Annotated in this window: 16 protein-coding genes; 8 read left to right on the top strand and 8 right to left on the bottom strand. The window is 40.4% G+C overall.

Annotation, left to right across the window (positions count from 1 at the left end):
- Nucleotides 1-239: 239 nt before the first annotated feature.
- Nucleotides 240-1,811: a cation:proton antiporter family protein gene (locus tag AN392_RS13600; RefSeq protein ID WP_055013043.1), complete on the bottom strand. Its 1,572-nt coding sequence runs from the start codon at nt 1,809-1,811 to the stop codon at nt 240-242.
- Between the two features lie 310 nt (nt 1,812-2,121).
- On the opposite strand from AN392_RS13600, the gene AN392_RS13595 reads away from it, so the two are divergent.
- Nucleotides 2,122-2,865 (top strand): sporulation protein, encoded by a 744-nt coding sequence (locus tag AN392_RS13595; RefSeq protein ID WP_010387990.1) that lies wholly within the window; start codon nt 2,122-2,124, stop codon nt 2,863-2,865.
- 51 nt (nt 2,866-2,916) lie between these two features.
- The gene (locus tag AN392_RS13590) at nt 2,917-3,360 is read left to right on the top strand and encodes a GNAT family N-acetyltransferase (protein WP_055013020.1); all 444 of its coding nucleotides are present in this window, start codon (nt 2,917-2,919) and stop codon (nt 3,358-3,360) included.
- Nucleotides 3,361-3,409: 49 nt separating this feature from the next.
- On the opposite strand, the gene AN392_RS13585 is transcribed toward AN392_RS13590, so the two are convergent.
- The 6 genes from AN392_RS13585 to AN392_RS13560 all read right to left on the bottom strand — a co-directional run bounded on the left by AN392_RS13585 (nt 3,410) and on the right by AN392_RS13560 (nt 9,533).
- The gene (locus AN392_RS13585) at nt 3,410-4,765 is read right to left on the bottom strand and encodes a sodium-dependent transporter (protein ID WP_010387992.1); all 1,356 of its coding nucleotides are present in this window, start codon (nt 4,763-4,765) and stop codon (nt 3,410-3,412) included.
- 197 nt (nt 4,766-4,962) lie between these two features.
- On the bottom strand, nt 4,963-6,252 hold the full coding sequence (locus AN392_RS13580) for an ATP-binding protein (RefSeq protein WP_055013019.1): 1,290 nt from the start codon (nt 6,250-6,252) through the stop codon (nt 4,963-4,965).
- Between the two features lie 85 nt (nt 6,253-6,337).
- A complete protein-coding gene (locus AN392_RS13575) occupies nt 6,338-7,042 on the bottom strand; it encodes a response regulator transcription factor (RefSeq protein WP_054201686.1) in 705 nt (234 codons plus the stop codon).
- Nucleotides 7,043-7,083: 41 nt separating this feature from the next.
- On the bottom strand, nt 7,084-7,470 hold the full coding sequence (locus tag AN392_RS13570; protein WP_054201685.1) for a DUF3019 domain-containing protein: 387 nt from the start codon (nt 7,468-7,470) through the stop codon (nt 7,084-7,086).
- On the bottom strand, nt 7,460-8,317 hold the full coding sequence (locus AN392_RS13565; RefSeq protein WP_055013018.1) for a MipA/OmpV family protein: 858 nt from the start codon (nt 8,315-8,317) through the stop codon (nt 7,460-7,462). Before AN392_RS13565 ends, AN392_RS13570 begins: the two co-directional genes overlap by 11 nt.
- Nucleotides 8,318-8,723: 406 nt before the next feature.
- Nucleotides 8,724-9,533, bottom strand: a complete 810-nt coding sequence (locus tag AN392_RS13560; RefSeq protein ID WP_055013017.1) for a hypothetical protein — start codon at nt 9,531-9,533, stop codon at nt 8,724-8,726.
- A gap of 115 nt (nt 9,534-9,648) precedes the next feature.
- Here AN392_RS13560 and AN392_RS13555 point away from each other — a divergent pair, with 115 nt between their 5' ends.
- Together AN392_RS13555 and AN392_RS13550 are read left to right on the top strand one after the other, a co-directional pair.
- A complete protein-coding gene (locus tag AN392_RS13555) occupies nt 9,649-10,803 on the top strand; it encodes a serine hydrolase (RefSeq protein ID WP_055013016.1) in 1,155 nt (384 codons plus the stop codon).
- Nucleotides 10,800-11,291 (top strand): histidine phosphatase family protein, encoded by a 492-nt coding sequence (locus tag AN392_RS13550; RefSeq protein ID WP_055013015.1) that lies wholly within the window; start codon nt 10,800-10,802, stop codon nt 11,289-11,291. Before AN392_RS13555 ends, AN392_RS13550 begins: the two co-directional genes overlap by 4 nt.
- Before the next feature lie 56 nt (nt 11,292-11,347).
- Here the strand turns inward: AN392_RS13550 and yhbY are convergent, their stop codons facing one another.
- Nucleotides 11,348-11,644, bottom strand: coding sequence for a ribosome assembly RNA-binding protein YhbY (gene yhbY / locus AN392_RS13545; protein WP_008112687.1), 297 nt, complete (start codon nt 11,642-11,644; stop codon nt 11,348-11,350).
- A gap of 88 nt (nt 11,645-11,732) precedes the next feature.
- On the opposite strand from yhbY, the gene rlmE reads away from it, so the two are divergent.
- The 4 genes from rlmE (at nt 11,733) to glmM (ending at nt 16,809) form a co-directional block, all read left to right on the top strand.
- Entirely contained in the window at nt 11,733-12,362 is a 630-nt protein-coding gene (gene rlmE, locus AN392_RS13540; protein WP_010388002.1) for a 23S rRNA (uridine(2552)-2'-O)-methyltransferase RlmE, read from the top strand.
- A 66-nt stretch (nt 12,363-12,428) separates the two neighbouring features.
- Nucleotides 12,429-14,402 carry an ATP-dependent zinc metalloprotease FtsH gene (gene ftsH, locus AN392_RS13535; protein ID WP_041709666.1) on the top strand — a complete coding sequence of 658 codons (1,974 nt, stop codon included), beginning with the start codon at nt 12,429-12,431 and terminating at the stop codon, nt 14,400-14,402.
- A 211-nt stretch (nt 14,403-14,613) separates the two neighbouring features.
- On the top strand, nt 14,614-15,459 hold the full coding sequence (gene folP, locus AN392_RS13530; RefSeq protein WP_055013014.1) for a dihydropteroate synthase: 846 nt from the start codon (nt 14,614-14,616) through the stop codon (nt 15,457-15,459).
- Nucleotides 15,460-16,809: a phosphoglucosamine mutase gene (gene glmM / locus AN392_RS13525; protein WP_008112693.1), complete on the top strand. Its 1,350-nt coding sequence runs from the start codon at nt 15,460-15,462 to the stop codon at nt 16,807-16,809.
- Nucleotides 16,810-16,870: the final 61 nt, after the last annotated feature.

The raw sequence follows: 16,870 nt of genomic DNA, 5'->3' as shown, positions 1-16,870 counted from the left end.
AGGAAATAAAATAGGCTGTAACGGGCAAGTAACAGCCTATTGATAGAGGGAGTAGGCCCTCTAATTTGAGAATCTTATTGGTCACTTAAAAGCAAGGGGTCCGTTATTTGTCTTTTATAAAACACAAACTTAGGTATTAGCTTTATTCAACCAACACAGACATTTTACCTGATTTTTTCACCAATAAAATACTCAGATGTAAAGGAATGTAAATGCAATCTATTTGCATCTAAGCTCGATTACGGAAACAAGGTTTGCTTTACATGCTCCGCAAAACCGCTACCAGCCTCTAAATAAAAGTTATAAGTAGAATCTATTCCCATATCTTCTAATTCTTTTTGCTGATCGGGGTAGTTAGCAATCGCAGTTACTTGCCCTTTATAGCCTGATGCTTGTAATTGCTCTAAAGCAAAAATATTTTGCATATGCTTAGGCATAGTTAACATAACCATTTCCACATGAGAGTGATTAACGCGCTGCCAGAAATCAGGGTCGGTGGCATCGGCAATTAATACTCTGCGTCCACGTTTAATATGTTTATCGACCACCTCAGGTTTAATATCAATACCTGCAACTACATCAGGGTGAGTTGTGTTTATTGTTTCATAGGCACCAGTGCCAATTCTACCCATACCAAAGATCACTATTTTCGTATCATTTAAGTTTACAGGAAGCTCTTCTGCTAAACGGGTCTTGCTTTCAAACTTCAATAAGAAGCGTTCAATTTTAACGTACAGCTCGTTAGAGCGTTTATTTAAAGGGGAGGCAATCACAAATGTAATTGATACGGCAATCGCGATAACCGCGAGCCATTCAGAGGTAACCATACCGCTAGATGCAGCAACTGCACAAACAATTAAGCCAAACTCACTAAAGTTAGCCAAACTAAATGCGGTGAGTAAAGAAGTACGAGCACGCAGTTTAAATAAGTTAGTTAGTATGTAATAAAGCAGCGTTTTAACAGGAATAACCAATACTAAAATTAAAGCAACGACTAAAGAGTGGGCAGTAAGTTCTGCGCTTAAACCAATACTTAAGAAAAAGCCAACCAGTAATATATCTTTAAGGCTAAGCAGCGATTTAGACAGCTCACCTGCTTTTTTGTGAGGGGCGAACATCATGCCAATGATCAATGCGCCTAAATCGCCTTTTAATCCTGCGAATTCAAAGGCATTGTACCCAGCTACCAATGCAAAGAAAAAGCCAAATAGCGGCAGTAACTCACCGTGTTTAGAGCGGTTTAAAACCCAGTACATAATTGGGCGAAACAAAGGTAGTGCAACAATTAACCCTAAAGCCCAAATGTTCGGTACTTTGCCTGTACTGACCGCTAAGAATATGACTGCAAATATATCTTGCATAACCAAAATACCAATGGCGATTTTACCGTGCAAACTTGCCATTTCACCGCGTTCTTCAAGTACTTTTACAGCAAATACCGTACTCGAAAAACTTAAAGCAAAGCCGACTAACAATGCACTTTGCCAGCTTAAATCGACAAATAATGGCAGTGCGAATACACCAAGCAGCAACATGAAGCCACTAAACAATGCGCTACTTAAAATAATATGTATGGTGGCAGGAGCCCACACTTGTGGTTTTATAAGGTTAGCAATTTTTAGTTTGAGGCCAATACTAAAAAGTAGCAGTGTGACCCCTAAAGAGGCAATCGTTTCGAGTAGCTCCGTGCTTTTGTAACCCGCTAAATTAAGAATAAATCCAGCCATAAGAAAGCCGATTAGCGGTGGTAACTTTAGCTGATATATACCAAAACCGCAGACGAAGGCGGTAGCAAAATAAATTAGTTCCATAGTTATTAGTATCACTGCACTTGGCATTGTAGTGTAGCGAAAAACAATGCTTATTGACAATTTATCTACTTATTTCCTACTGCTAATTGGCTGATAGTGAGTATTTATCACCTGATTGCTAAAACACCTTTATGTATGCATAAAGGCGGCTGTAAAGTACAAAAAACACACATAAATGGCTAGTTTTATGGTAAACAGCATGTAAATAGCAGTTTTTCGCTGACAAGCGCTTTTAAATGTGGTTAAGATGCCATAACGAAGGAGTTTAAGTGTAAGCAAACAAGTGTATTGCTTAGCTTAAGGAGAAAATATGTTTAAAAAGATTTTAGCATCGGTAGGCATTGGTGCCGCCAAGGTGGATACTATTTTAGAAACCGAGCATCTTCAGCCTGGCCAACTATTCAATGCACAAATAGTTATTAGTGCAGGTGATGTAAGTCAAGAAATTGCGGGTTTAGATTTAATGTTAGTTACTCGGGTTAAAGTAGCCAGTGAAGACGGTGATTACTTTACTAATCATGTTATTGATCAATGGCGCATAACTGACATTGGTACTGTTGAGCCTGGTGAAGTTAAAACTATCCCGTTTGAAGCCCGTTTGCATTCAGAAACACCAATTACTGAAATTAATGCCGGTTATAACCAGTCTTATGTGTGGTTAGAAACAGGGCTTGATATTGACCTTGCGCTTGATCCAACAGATAAAGACCATTTGCACATCTATCCGAATGAAGCAGTTAAAACCTGTATGCAAGCAATGGAGAAGCTAGGATTTAATTTAGTTAAAGCAGATGTAGAGCAAGGCCATTTACGTGCTTCTACTTTTCAATCTGTGTCTGGGTGTTATCAAGAGCTTGAATATCAACCAAATAGTCGCAGCTTATTTGGTATAAAGGAAATTGAACTGTCGTTTATTCCTGAAGCGCATAAAACGCATGTACTGATTGAGTTAGACAGAGCATTTAGAAGTGACGGTTATGTCGATTTAACTATCGAGCATGATCATGTTAACTTATCTCAGTTATGTGATCAGTTAGAGCGATTATTTGCTTAATAAGATTATGGGGCCTTTTAGTAAGGCCCTGTAATAATAAAAGGTGTTTAAATGGCGTTTAAATGTGAGCCATTCTCTGCGCTCGACTCCCAAACCCTGTTTGCAATAATGCGTGAACGTGTTGACGTATTTGTTGTAGAACAAGCGTGTCCTTACCCCGAACTTGATGATGTGGATATTGCAGATGCTACTCGCCACTTGTATTCACTCAATAGGCAAACAGTAAATGCCTATGCTCGTTGTTATGAAAAAGATGCACAGTATAGTGCGATAGGGCGCGTTTTAGTTGCTCAATCACAGCGCACCTCTGGTTTAGGCAAAGAATTAGTTAGCCAGGCTATTGCCTGTTGTAGGACTCAGTGGCCTACTCGTGATATTTATATAGGCGCACAAACCTACCTACTAAATTTTTATCGCTCATTTGGTTTTGAGTGTGTTGGGGAGGAGTACTTAGAAGATGGCATACCCCATCAAGATATGATTTTAAAGCAGTAGATAATTCTTAATAAATAAAGGCCCACATTAGTGGGCCTTTTTTGTTTTATTAGCTAAGTAAAGAATGTAAAAATACTAAGCTAATGGCGATAGGGCATACAAACTTAGTATACCAAGGCCATATTTTCCAAAATAAGGTGTTATGTACTTCAGGGTTACCTTGCTGGATTGCTTTGAGCAGTGATGACCTATACCAGATCCACCCTACAAAAATACAACACATAAGTCCTAATAAAGGTTGCGCGACTTTAGTTGTTAAGGTGATTACTAAACCAAATAACGTGCCTAAGTTGCACACTATGGTAATACTAACTATGGCAATTAAAGCACCTATTAACCATGTTGCTTGCACACGCTTCATTGCAAAGCGCTCTACAGTGTACGATACCGGCGCTTCAAGCATTGAAATTGACGAGGTTAGAGCGGCAATACTCATTAATGCAAAAAAAGCAAAGCCAACAAATAAACCCACACCACCCATGCCATCAAATAAGGCGGGTAAAACCTGAAATACTAAGGTGTCTTCTGAAAGCAGTTTACCTGTTGTTGACGAGAATATTTCAACACCTTGGGCTTGTGCAACATACATCGCGGGGATAATCAGTAAGCCTGCTACAAATGCGATGAATACATCAATAAGCGTAACATAAGCCCCCAAAGAGACGAGATTTTCTTTTTTACTGATATATGAGCCATAGATAATCATTACACTGGTACCCAGTGACAATGAAAAGAAGGCCTGTCCTAGTGCACTGACTAATAAGGTGGGATCAAAAATAGAAGAAAAGTCAGGGACTAGGTAAGCTTTTAATCCCTCAACAGCGCCTTCTTGAGTCATTACATAGGCAATTAAGGCAAACAAAATACCGAGCAAAGCAGGCATTAAACGTTTTGACCATTTTTCAATACCATTTTCAACACCGCGGCTGATAATAGCAACGGTTAAAATAATAAATACCACAGTAAAAAGAATGTTACGTGTAAGTGACTGTTCACTTAACCACGAAGATGCCGCATCTGCGCCTATGAGAGTAGTAACCGGCTCTAAAGTTGCACTTAACATCCAACCAGCAACAATCGCATAAAAGCTTAGTATAAAGCCAGCACATAAAATCCCGCCAAAGCCAACAGCAAAGGCAAACTGCTTTTGCCAAGGTTTAGTGGTTAATTTAGTTAGTGAAGAAACCGCATTAGCTTGTCCATGACGACCTATCATCAGCTCTGCCATTAAAGCAGGATAGGCTAAAAAGAAGGCCAGTACTAAGTACGCGACTAAAAAGGCAGCCCCGCCATTACTTGCTGTTTGTGTCGGGAAACCCCAAATATTACCAAGCCCAACAGCAGATCCTGCCGCAGCCATTATAAAACCAAAGCGGGAGCTAAACTCACCTCTTACTGCACTCATATTATTTTGCTTCTCTATTTTTTCGACGCCGTGACAATCTACTGGAATTGTAAAAAAATAAAAAGTGCTTATTTGACTTAGTCGCACAATTATTGCGTTTTATTTTCAGATATAAATAACACGTGCATTTTTTGATTATAAATAGCACGATTTCTTTAATTATATTGCGTTAGTTAGAACGGATGGTAATTGTTTGATTAATATCTAAACCGCGCAATCGTAAGTGTAAAGCAGGCCCCACCAAGGTGCTCACTTTTACTCACTTCTATTGAGCCATGATGCCAATCGGCTACTTTGGCAACGATAGCCAATCCTAACCCATAACTGTTGTCACTGCGATTACGGTGGCTGCGCTCACGGAAGAACGGGCTAAATACTTTTTGATTGTTTTCTTGAGCTATTCCTGGGCCATCATCGGCAATGCTGATGACTAAAGTATGCTCTTGTAGCGAGGCGGTTACTTTAATGTGATGATGTGCAAAATCGCAGGCATTATTAATTAAGTTAGCGATCGCTCTTGCTAGCCAATGTAAGTCAGCAAAAATAGTATGATCATCACATTCTAAAGAAATATTAAGCGAACGTGCGGTTATTCTTGGTTCAAGCTGCAGCACAATATCACTTAGATATTGTTTAAGGTTTGCTGATGAGTAAGTAAGTTTATTGGCATTTTGTTCTAAAGTAGCAAATGCTAAGTAGCTTTTTAACATTGACTCCATATGATCCAAATCGGTTTCCATACGGGTTAGGTAGTGCTTTATTTTGCTCTCATCCTGGCTATCAAGTGCAGCGTCAACACCAAAGCGTAAGCATGCTATTGGGGTTCTTATATCATGGGATAGGCTCGAGGCCATCAGTTTATTTTCAGCAACTAACTTTTCAATTTGACTTGCCATGCGGTTAAATGTCAGTTCCACATCTTTTATATAGGTAAAGCGAGAGGGCTTAATTCGGGCTTTAACATTACCGGATGCGAACTGTTTTGCCGCATCATTTAATACTGTAAGACGTTTTGCTAAAGGGGTAATAATAAAACCCATAAAAACACATAAGCCAGTATAAAATAACAAAGTTAAAATTATGTCGTTTCGCTGTGTGCTCTCGTAAGGCTTATCTAAACGCATGGTTAAATGGTAAGGGCTTAATGCATCATTAGTGTAGAGCATGTAAAAGCCTTGCTCGTCCTCGAGTATTAACCCGCCTTGAGTTTGCATTTTATCTAATAGCGCTGATGGTAATGCTAGCGACTGATTTAATTTGTAGTTAAGAGTCAGGTTAAAATCTCTGGCTAACTTAGTTACCTGTTCTGGTCGTGCCTGTGGCTTTATAGCTGTGAGCTGTTTACTTAACCCGACAATAATCTGGCTTTGTACACTAAACTCATCCAAAGGTGCATGTGCTTGTTGGCTAAATGCATCAATAAGCCAACCTAAAACAATAATTGAAAGCAGCGCACTGCCTAGTAGTGAAATATAAAACTTTTTCATTGATGCTATTCCATAATAGGCTGGGTGTATTGAAGTGACTTTTATTATTGTCGCGCTTATTATTTAAGCGCTCAGGCATTAAAACTTACCACGCTGTAGTCACAAACAAATAACCACGCCCCCAAATAGTTTTTATTTTTTCTGGTTTTTGCGGATCATCATTAAACTTTTTACGCAAAGCAGAAATAAGCACATCAACGCTTCTATCTAGGCCGTCATACTCCCTGCCTTTGGTTGCTTTAAACACCGCATCACGTGATACAACTTGCCCAGCGTTGCTCGCTAAATAATGCAGTAATAAATACTCTGCGCTTGAAATATTCACATCTTGCTGGTTGAGTGTAACGTTACGAGATTCGGTATTAATACTTAATTGACCAATATTGATCATGCTCTCTTGAGCATCAGTTTTAGGCGTGTCGCTGCTGTAGCGTAAAGCCGATTTAATACGAGCAAGCAGTGCACGAGGGCGAACAGGTTTTATAATGTAATCTGTGGCACCGACTTCAAGCCCAATGACCTCATCCATTTCTTCATCTCGTGCGGTGAGCATAATTATAGGGGCTTGATAAAAGCTACGTAACTCACGGCATACACTGATACCATCAAGTCCTGGTAACATAATATCGAGTAAAATAAGTTGTGGGTTTAAATGCTTTACTTGACTTATAACTTCATCACCGCGATGACATACATGCACAATATAACCTTGCTCAGTTAAATACTCAGTTACCCATTGTGCAAGAGAGATATCATCTTCAACCAGTAAAATAGTACCGTAATTATCCATAAGCTTTCTTCGTATACCTGAATGATGTTTATAGTGTGTGGCTAAAATAACCGCCAACGCCGCTTTTTTTGTCTATTTTGATACACCCATTGTAGTTTAACTTCGCTTACAGCAATCACTTGTGATGTATTACTATCAAACAGCTCAAATGAAATACTCTGGGTTGAATCAAAGGCGTAATTAAGTGAGCCTTGTCGCTGTTTAAGCCAGCACTGCATAATGTATTTTGAGGTCGCATCGCGTAAACAATAATTTCCTACCTCTGGTTGCTGCCATGATAAGACAACATCGGCATAACATTGACGCCCTTCACGTAAGGCTACACAGGTATCGGGAACGGCAGTAAGGTCACTGGGGGGTTGTGTAGTGGCTGCAAGCAAAGAGCCCGAATATGTAAACAACAAACAGTAAAAAAATCTAAAGTACATAACGCAGGCCTACCTTGGCTTTGTGTTGATATCCTTGGGAAATAATTGGGCTGTCTTCAATTTCTTTTGAAAACCATGTAGTTAGCCAGCCTGCTAAAAATACCCAATCTTGATTGATGGGATATTCAGCATGAAATTCAAACATAATACTGGTACTGGCATCGGTACTATAAATAGGGCGTGCTGGGTTTGCTTCATCGCTATCAATACCAAAGTAATAGTTTGTAAAATCAGCAGAGTAGGCATTCAAGCCAATACCGGAACGAAACTCCCAATTGCGCCAAGGTTGAATATGGCTGAAAAACACATTGGCAACCCAACCATTATGAGCACCGCTAATATCATGTAAATATTCAAATGAAATTTGTGAGTTTTCAAATCGACGTGTTAATCGAAGGCCGGTGTCAAAATCATAGTTGCGCTTTTTTATACCACGCAGTGGATCAATTATTCCGTCGTTATAAAAGCCTAAACCTTGCTCATCAAAACCTGCTTGAATGTTGGTGCCTAATAAATCAAGACCCCAATCATATTTGTTAATTAAGCTATAGCCTAAAACAAGCCCACCGCTGAGCTGATTATGGTCAAAATCAAGATAAAAATTATCGTAGGAAACCGCAATACTCAAATCTAGTTCTGCACCAACATCATAGGAGTTCATGCCAACTAAATAAGAGTCTTCAATATAATAGCCTGCGCCAGCGCTCCAATCCCAGGCAAACCCAGTGGTGGGTTCCAAAGTGTTATCGGCATAGTAGCGATTACTGGCGCTGCTTTGGGCACTAAAAATAGCGGCAACTAATAAGGCCGCACAACCAAAAGACTGTTTAAGAGAAGTATACGTCATCCTTGGAACCTTAATTAGAGTTTGCTAAAGAAGCTAGGGTCTGTTGACCTTTGCGGATTAAAATTTGTTCAAACTAGGGGCGGTTTAATCGCGGCGCGAAGTTTGTAACCTAGTGGGCTAAGTAAAAACCGAGCAAAGCTTCCGCGTCCTGCTCACGCCCCTTACCTACATCCATGTAGGCAACAAAGAGTAAATCGCCTCTAGGCAGAACCCTTCGGGCAGCGCCTGTTTGGCATTGATGCTGCGTTATCGCCTATTTATGGGGAACAACCACACCACAAAGGCTCTGCCTTGCCTAAATACCAAACAGAGTGCTGCAAATTTAACCTTGAAAGGTCAACAGACCCTAGTATATTGTCAAACTCTTAGCTAAATCTGTAAAAAAATGTAGCGGTCGTCCTAACAACTACTGAACTTTAATTTTATCAATAAGAATACTGCTTAAGTAAAATTGCATCATGGGAGTGAGAGCACTTATTTCGGTGCGTGTGCATGGCCCATTTAATTTAGTTAAACGACTCAGTTTTGTAATGGTTTTATAAGCAGGGGCCGTTACCTCATTATTAAGCTCAGCTCGTTTAAGGCGAGCCTGTTCAGTGTTGTGCTTGTGTATAAATGCAACAACTTCTAGCTCATTAGTGATCTTCTTTTCTTCGCTGAAGCTATAAACTAAAGGTTCACGATGAAAGCTTGCACTGTCAATTGATGATTTAGCAAACCACACCACATCGCCCGATGCTTTGTGAGTAAGTCGCATGCTAACTTGGGCCAATATATTGGCGCATTGTTGCGACGGAAATTGCTGCGCAACTCTTGAAAACAGTGAATATGGCTTTTCTGGTTGTGCTAGGGTGTACTTGGCATCATCTACAAATTCCAGATCAACTTGATGAATTGCTAACGTATAATCGCTGTTCTCGTTAGTTGTCACCTTAAGCTGTTTATCAATTAAGGCTTGGCTTATTTGAGAGACCAAAGTGTCGGTAACACTTGCACGGTCTACGATTACTCTAACAGTTTGATTTTTTTTCACGTTGTGGGCAGGTAATTGTACCGACTTCACTTTTGGTGAAGCATGCTCAGTTTCATATTTTAACTGATAAGTTTGGCTCTTAAGCATAGGCTTTGCAGGCATTGCTAAAGGCTCTGCGGGTTGTTTAACGACAGCACAACCTGACGCTGATATTATAAAAAGTGATACAACTAAAAAACGCATAAATATTTTACATCCACTCAAAAGCCATTAATCGGACATATTGTACGTTAGTCCGAGTAAAAGTTCATGATATTATAACGGTTGATTATGACTAAAAAAGAAAAATTAGCTAAGAATGAAGTATTTTAACACCTTACCCTTTTACTTTTTTGCCGTGCTCCTTATCGGAACGCATTTACAGGCGAGCGCAAGCACAGATCCTGATTGGGAAGCATTTGTTAAAAGTTATGGACGCTATACAGAAAAAAAACTAAAAATAAAAAAAATCCCAGGAGGGGCGCTATCCATTGTCAACTCACAAGCACGTGATTACATCCATACTATGGGCAATACAAAGGTGCGCGGTGGGCAAAAAATTAACCCGCACACTCGATTTCGTTTAGCCTCCGTATCGAAAACATTTGCAGGGTCGTTAGCGGCTAAACTCGCAAATGAACAGCGGCTCAACCTTTATTTACCTGTTAGTTATTATTTACCGGATTTTAAGCAAACTGACTATAAAGATGATTTAAAAGTTTTTCATATTTTAAGCCATTCTAGTGGGCTAGTGCCTAACGCTTACGATAATTTAATCGAATCGCGGATGGGTTATAAGGACATTGTTGAAAAACTATTGAGTGTTAAACCCATTTGTGACCCTGGTGATTGCTATGGCTATCAAAATGTAATGTTTAGCTTAATAGACGACGTAATTTTAAAAAGTACCAACAAAACCTATACCCAGTGGCTTAATGAGGCGTTTTTTACTCCCCTAGAAATGAATGATGCTAGTTTGGGTTACGATGCCATGGTGCAGGATAATAACTATGCACACCCTCACGTGCGTGGCAAAAAACGTTGGTATAGCGCCCGCTTAAAAAAGAATTATTATAAAGTTGCACCCGCGGCAGGGGTAAACGCCAGTGCGTCAGATATGGCTATTTGGTTAAATGCGCAATTAGGGCAATATCCATCGGTATTATCCTTAGATACATTGGCCACGCAAACACGCCCTTATACTCATACTAAAAAAGAACGCTACAGACGAGTATGGCGAGAGCACATGAACGAAGCCTACTATGGGCTAGGCTGGCGTGTGTATGACTATGATGATGAAACGCTTTATTATCACAGTGGTTGGGTGCAAGGCTACCGCAGTGACTTAGTGGTTTTTCCGCACTTAAATGTAGGCTTTAGTTTGATTTTAAATGCAGAAACAGGGCTCATTAATGAGCTTACTACTGAATTCATAGACCGTTTATTGGCATACAAACGAGGCAAAAAACAATGAGTGTATTGATAAAATCAGCATGGATAGCATTACTATTAATGCTATGCAATCCTGCTTTTGCTGAGCCTGAACAGCTTTATTTGTTTCGCCATAGTGAAAAGCAAACAGGCAATAATCCATTTTTAACAGAGCAAGGGCAAGCACGTGCTGAGCATTTGGTTTCGCTAGTTAAAACCCATCCACACATTACGTTATACAGTAGTAATTATAACCGCACATTAAGCACTGCAGCGCCTTTAGCTAGGTATTTTAATATTAAAGTTACTACTTATAATGCTGCTGATTTAACGACATTGAAAAATCAGTTGTTAGCTCAAAGTGGTGTTGTGGTGGTTATAGGGCATAGTAACACCACGCCGCAATTAGCTTCGTTATTGAGTAACCAAACTATTGAGAATATGGATGAGGGGCAGTACGGGCACTATTACTCACTTAGTAGGCTTGAGCATGGCAGCTATAAAGCAAACTTGCGAATAATGGATTTTTAATCCATTTATAAAAAAACCAGCCGCGGCTGGTTTTTTTATAGCTTTACAACGGACTATTAGCCGCGAGGTAACTGAATTTTTTTCTCTGGGCTTTGACGGTAAAGCACAATCGTATGACCAATTGTTTGTAATTTGGTGGCCCCTGTTTCGCGAACAATGGCATCAAAAATAAGCTTTTTTGTTTCACGATCGTCAGTTGGCACTTTCACTTTAATTAATTCGTGAATTTCTAACGCGCTTTGGATTTCAACTACTACGCCTTCGGTTAAACCGTTAGAACCTAGTAAAACTACAGGCTTAAGGCTATGTGCCTGGCCTTTTAAAAACTGCTTTTGTTTGTTTGATAATGTCATGATATTACAAATTTTGCTGAATATGGCTTGAATTAAGGGTATTCTAACGCCATCTAGAGAATATTACTAATTAGTTGCGTGTTAATTTATGACAAATAAAAAACAGTCAGCCAGTTCACAGCGTTGGCTTAAAGAACATTTTGATGATAAATATGTTCAAGAAGCGCAAAAAAAAGGCTGGCGCTCTCGAGCTGTTTTCAAATTAGACGAAATTCAAAACAGAGATAAGTTATTGCGTCCAGCAATGACAGTAGTTGATTTAGGCGCAGCTCCAGGGAGTTGGTCACAATACTTAGCAGAAAAAGTAGGTGACAAAGGCCAAGTGGTTGCGTGTGATATTTTACCTATGGATTCATTAGCGGGTGTTGACTTTTTACAAGGAGACTTTCGTGAAGAAGCTGTACTTGATGCGCTGTTAAAACGCATTGATGGTAAAAATGTAGATGTGGTATTGTCTGATATGGCACCTAACATGAGTGGTAATAACTCGGTGGATCAGGCGGGTAGTATGTACTTGGTTGAGCTTGCGCTTGATATGTGTCACCAAGTTTTAAAGAAAAATGGCGCGTTTATTGTTAAAGTATTCCAAGGTGAAGGCTTTGATCAGTATTTGCAAGATGTACGTAATAGTTTTAAAGCAGTGAAGATACGTAAACCGGATGCCTCGCGTCCCCGTTCTCGGGAAGTATATATAGTAGCGACTGGATACAAACTGTAGTACAGTTGCTTGGCGTTTAGTTGAATTTAAATTAATTGGATACAAGAGGTTAACCCCTTGAGCGATATGGCGAAAAATCTAATACTCTGGCTGGTTATTGCAGTTGTGCTTATGTCAGTATTTCAGAGCTTTAATGGCGGCGATCAAGTTGATCGTCAAACAAGTTACAGTCAATTTGTTAAAGATGCCCGTAGTGGCTCTATACAAGAAGTGTCTATTGAAAGTGGCAGTGGCACAATTACTGGCATAAAAAATAGTGGCGAGCGTTTTCAAACGATTATGCCGATTTATGATAAAGATATTTTAAATGATTTGTTAAAAAGCGATGTAAATGTCAAAGGTGTAAAACCTGAGGAACAATCGTTTTTAGCAAGCATTTTCATTTCTTGGTTCCCTATGATACTGCTAATTGGTGTGTGGATTTTCTTCATGCGTCAGATGCAAGGTGGCGGTGGCAAAGGAGCCATGTCATTTGGTAAGAGTAAAGCCCGCTTAATGAGTGAAGATCAAGTTAAAACGACCTTTGCTGATGTAGCAGGTTGTGATGAAGCCAAAGACGATGTAACCGAGCTGGTGGACTTTTTACGTGACCCTTCTAAGTTTCAAAAATTAGGCGGTAGTATTCCTAAGGGCGTACTTATGGTTGGCCCTCCTGGTACAGGTAAAACATTACTTGCGAAGGCGGTTGCCGGTGAAGCAAAAGTACCGTTTTTTACTATTTCAGGTTCTGATTTTGTTGAAATGTTTGTGGGTGTTGGTGCATCACGTGTACGTGACATGTTCGAACAAGCTAAAAAAGCAGCGCCTTGTATCATCTTCATCGATGAAATCGACGCAGTAGGTCGTAAGCGTGGTGCAGGTATGGGCGGCGGTCACGATGAACGTGAGCAAACGCTTAACCAAATGCTAGTTGAGATGGATGGCTTTGAAGGCAATGAAGGTATTATTGTTATTGCTGCGACTAACCGTCCGGATGTTCTAGATCCAGCATTACTTCGCCCTGGTCGTTTTGATCGTCAAGTTGTAGTTGGCTTACCAGATATTCGTGGTCGTGAGCAAATTCTAAAAGTACACATGCGTAAAGTACCGTTAGGTGATAACGTTGAAGCGGCAGTGATTGCTCGTGGTACACCTGGTTTCTCAGGTGCTGATCTTGCTAACTTAGTGAATGAAGCGGCTCTTTATGCAGCACGTGGTAATAAACGTGTTGTTAGTATGGCTGAGTTTGACGCTGCAAAAGATAAAATCATGATGGGTGCTGAACGCAAGACCATGGTGATGAGTGAGCAAGAAAAAGAAATGACTGCTTACCATGAAGCAGGTCATGCCATTGTTGGTCGTATGGTGCCTGAGCACGATCCTGTTTATAAAGTATCTATTATACCACGTGGCCGTGCGCTGGGTGTGACGATGTATTTACCAGAGCAAGACCGTGTTAGTCACTCTAAAGAGCTGCTTGAGTCTATGATTTCTAGCCTCTATGGTGGCCGTATTGCAGAAGCCATTATTTACGGTGAAGACAAAGTAACTACAGGTGCAAGTAACGATATCGAACGTGCAACTGACATTGCTCGCAAAATGGTTACACAATGGGGTTTAAGCGAAAAGCTAGGTCCATTACTTTACGCTGAAGATCAAAACGAAATGTACATGGGTGGCGGCGGTGGTCGTTCTATGAGCATGTCGGACGAAACGGCCAAAGTAATTGATGCAGAAGTACGTTTGTTCTCAGATCGCAACTATCAACGTGCAGAATCAATACTGAAAGAAAATATTGATATTTTACACGCAATGAAAGATGCACTGATGAAGTATGAAACTATCGATGCGAAACAGATTGATGATTTAATGGCGCGTCAGCCAGTACGTGAACCACGTGATGCGCATGACCGTCATGAAGCTAAACCTGAAAAGGAAGATGTTTCTAAAGATAAAGCAGTTGATGAAATACAAAAACCAACTAGCGAATCTAAAAACGACGACTCTAAACAAGATGACTCTAAAAAAGATGAAACAAACCTTGATGATAAAGCGGAATAATCGTTAAAATAACGTATCCAAAAGCCCCGAAGTTCGGGGCTTTTTTGTATCAGTTTGCTGTAATTAATAAATTATACCAATGCGCTTAATAAAGTTAGCTACTTTGGATAGGAAAACCGTGCCTTGTTACCGTCCGACTTTCCTCGCTTAAAATGGTTAAGTATCATAACGAGTTGGTATTACACTGCAGAAACATATTTTAGGGTTAGCGATGAATAATAAAATTAACCTTGCACGTGGTCGAGTGCTTGAACTCAGCGAACCCGTTATTATGGGGATAGTAAACGTTACTCCTGATTCATTTTCAGATGGAGGCCAGTTTTTTAATACAACAGCTGCACTCAATCATGCGATGCAGTTACTTGATGAGGGTGCGACTATTTTAGATATCGGCGGTGAATCTACACGCCCGGGTGCTCCCGATGTCAGCCTTGAAGATGAACTACAGCGCGTTATCCCACTTATTAATGCTATTCGTGAGCAAAGTGATTGCGTTATTTCAATCGATACCAGTAAAGCTGAAGTCATGCGTCAAGCCATTGAAGCAGGTGCCGATATTGTTAATGATGTGCGAGCACTACAAGAGCCTGGTGCAATAGAGGTGGTTGCTCAATATCCTGAAGTGGCAGTGTGTTTAATGCATATGCAAGGACAACCGCGAAGTATGCAAAATAACCCTCACTATGATGATTTAGCAAGCGAGATAAATGACTTTTTTAACCAGCGTATCGCCGCATGCGAAGCTGCTGGTATAAAACAAAGCCAGTTAATATTAGACCCTGGTTTTGGATTTGGAAAAACACTTAAACACAATTATCAAATATTGGCTCAATTTAATGATTATGCGCAGCTTGGCTTACCGCTGCTTGCGGGGTTATCACGTAAGTCAATGATTGGTAATTTACTCAACAGAGATACAAAAGATAGATTAGCAGGCAGCTTAGCTGGCGCATTAATAGCTGCACAAAACGGTGCGCATATTATCCGTGTGCATGATGTTAAAGAAACCGCAGACGTGCTTGGCGTATATCAAGCCTGCAAACAAGGAGTACTTTAAATGAAAGAAAGAAAATATTTTGGCACAGACGGTGTGCGTGGTTTAGTAGGTCAAGGGCCTATTAATCCTGAGTTTGCAATGAAATTAGGTTGGGCTGCAGGGCGTGTATTATCACAACATGGCACAAAAAAAGTCATTATTGGTAAAGATACTCGTATTTCTGGTTACATGCTTGAAACTGCATTAGAGTCTGGTCTAATTGCAGCCGGCATTGATGTTATTTTACTCGGCCCTATGCCAACGCCTGCCGTTGCGTATTTAGCGCAAACGTTTCGCGCAGAAGCGGGTATTGTGATCAGCGCATCTCATAATCCTTATTACGATAACGGCATTAAGTTCTTTAATGGCCAAGGCCTAAAGCTAGATGATGTTGTAGAGCTGCAAATTGAAGCCATGCTTGACGAACCAATGACTTGTGTAGCCTCTGATAAGCTAGGTAAAGCAACACGCTTATCAAGCGCTGATGGCCGTTATATAGAGTTTTGTAAAAGTCAGTTTCCACAAGGCTTATCACTAGAAGGGCTAAAAATAGTTTTAGATTGCGCCAACGGTGCAACCTACCACATAGCACCTTCAGTTATGCGAGAGCTTGGTGCAGAGGTGATCACCCATGCCTGTGAGCCAAATGGGGTGAATATTAACCACGAATGTGGTGCAACTCATGTAGACACACTAAAGCAAAAGGTACTTGAGCATAAAGCAGATGTAGGTATCGCTTATGATGGCGATGGCGATCGGGTAATGATGGTTGATCATAATGGCCGCGTATTTGATGGTGATGATTTAGTTTACATTATTGCTTGCCAAGCCGCTCAAGATGACAACCTAGGTGGCGGGGTTGTTGGTACTGTAATGTCGAATATGGGCCTTGAAAATGCGTTAAAAGCTAAAAACATTGCTTTTGCTCGCAGTAAAGTGGGTGACCGTTATGTGATGGAACTACTGCAGCAAAAAGGCTGGAAAATAGGCGGCGAAAGCTCAGGTCATGTTTTAAATCTAGACTTAATTAGCACTGGCGATGGCATTATTTCAAGCTTACAAGTACTTGCTGCTATGGTGGCTCAAAACCGTACACTTCAAGATTTAGGCGCTGGATTTACTAAGTACCCAATGAAAATGATTAACGTGCGATACACTGCTGGTACCGATCCAACTCAAGCGCCAGAAGTGCTTGCTGCAGTGGCTGAAGTAGAGCAAAGCTTAGCAGATAAAGGCCGTGTATTACTGCGTAAATCTGGTACTGAACCTGTTGTAAGGGTGATGGTTGAAGCAGAACAAGAAAAAATAGTTATCGACAGCGCACAGAAAATAGCAGCGGTTGTCGAATCTATGAGCAAACAAACTGATTGATAACAATAACCTCTTGTAACTTTGGGCGAGTCGAGTTAATATCTCGCCCGCTTTCTAATGT

The sequence above is a fragment of the Pseudoalteromonas sp. P1-16-1b genome, assembly GCF_001401785.1.
Classification (GTDB): domain Bacteria; phylum Pseudomonadota; class Gammaproteobacteria; order Enterobacterales; family Alteromonadaceae; genus Pseudoalteromonas; species Pseudoalteromonas undina.
Note: the sequence above shows the minus strand (reverse complement) of the source record. Positions and strands in the feature narration are given on the sequence as shown.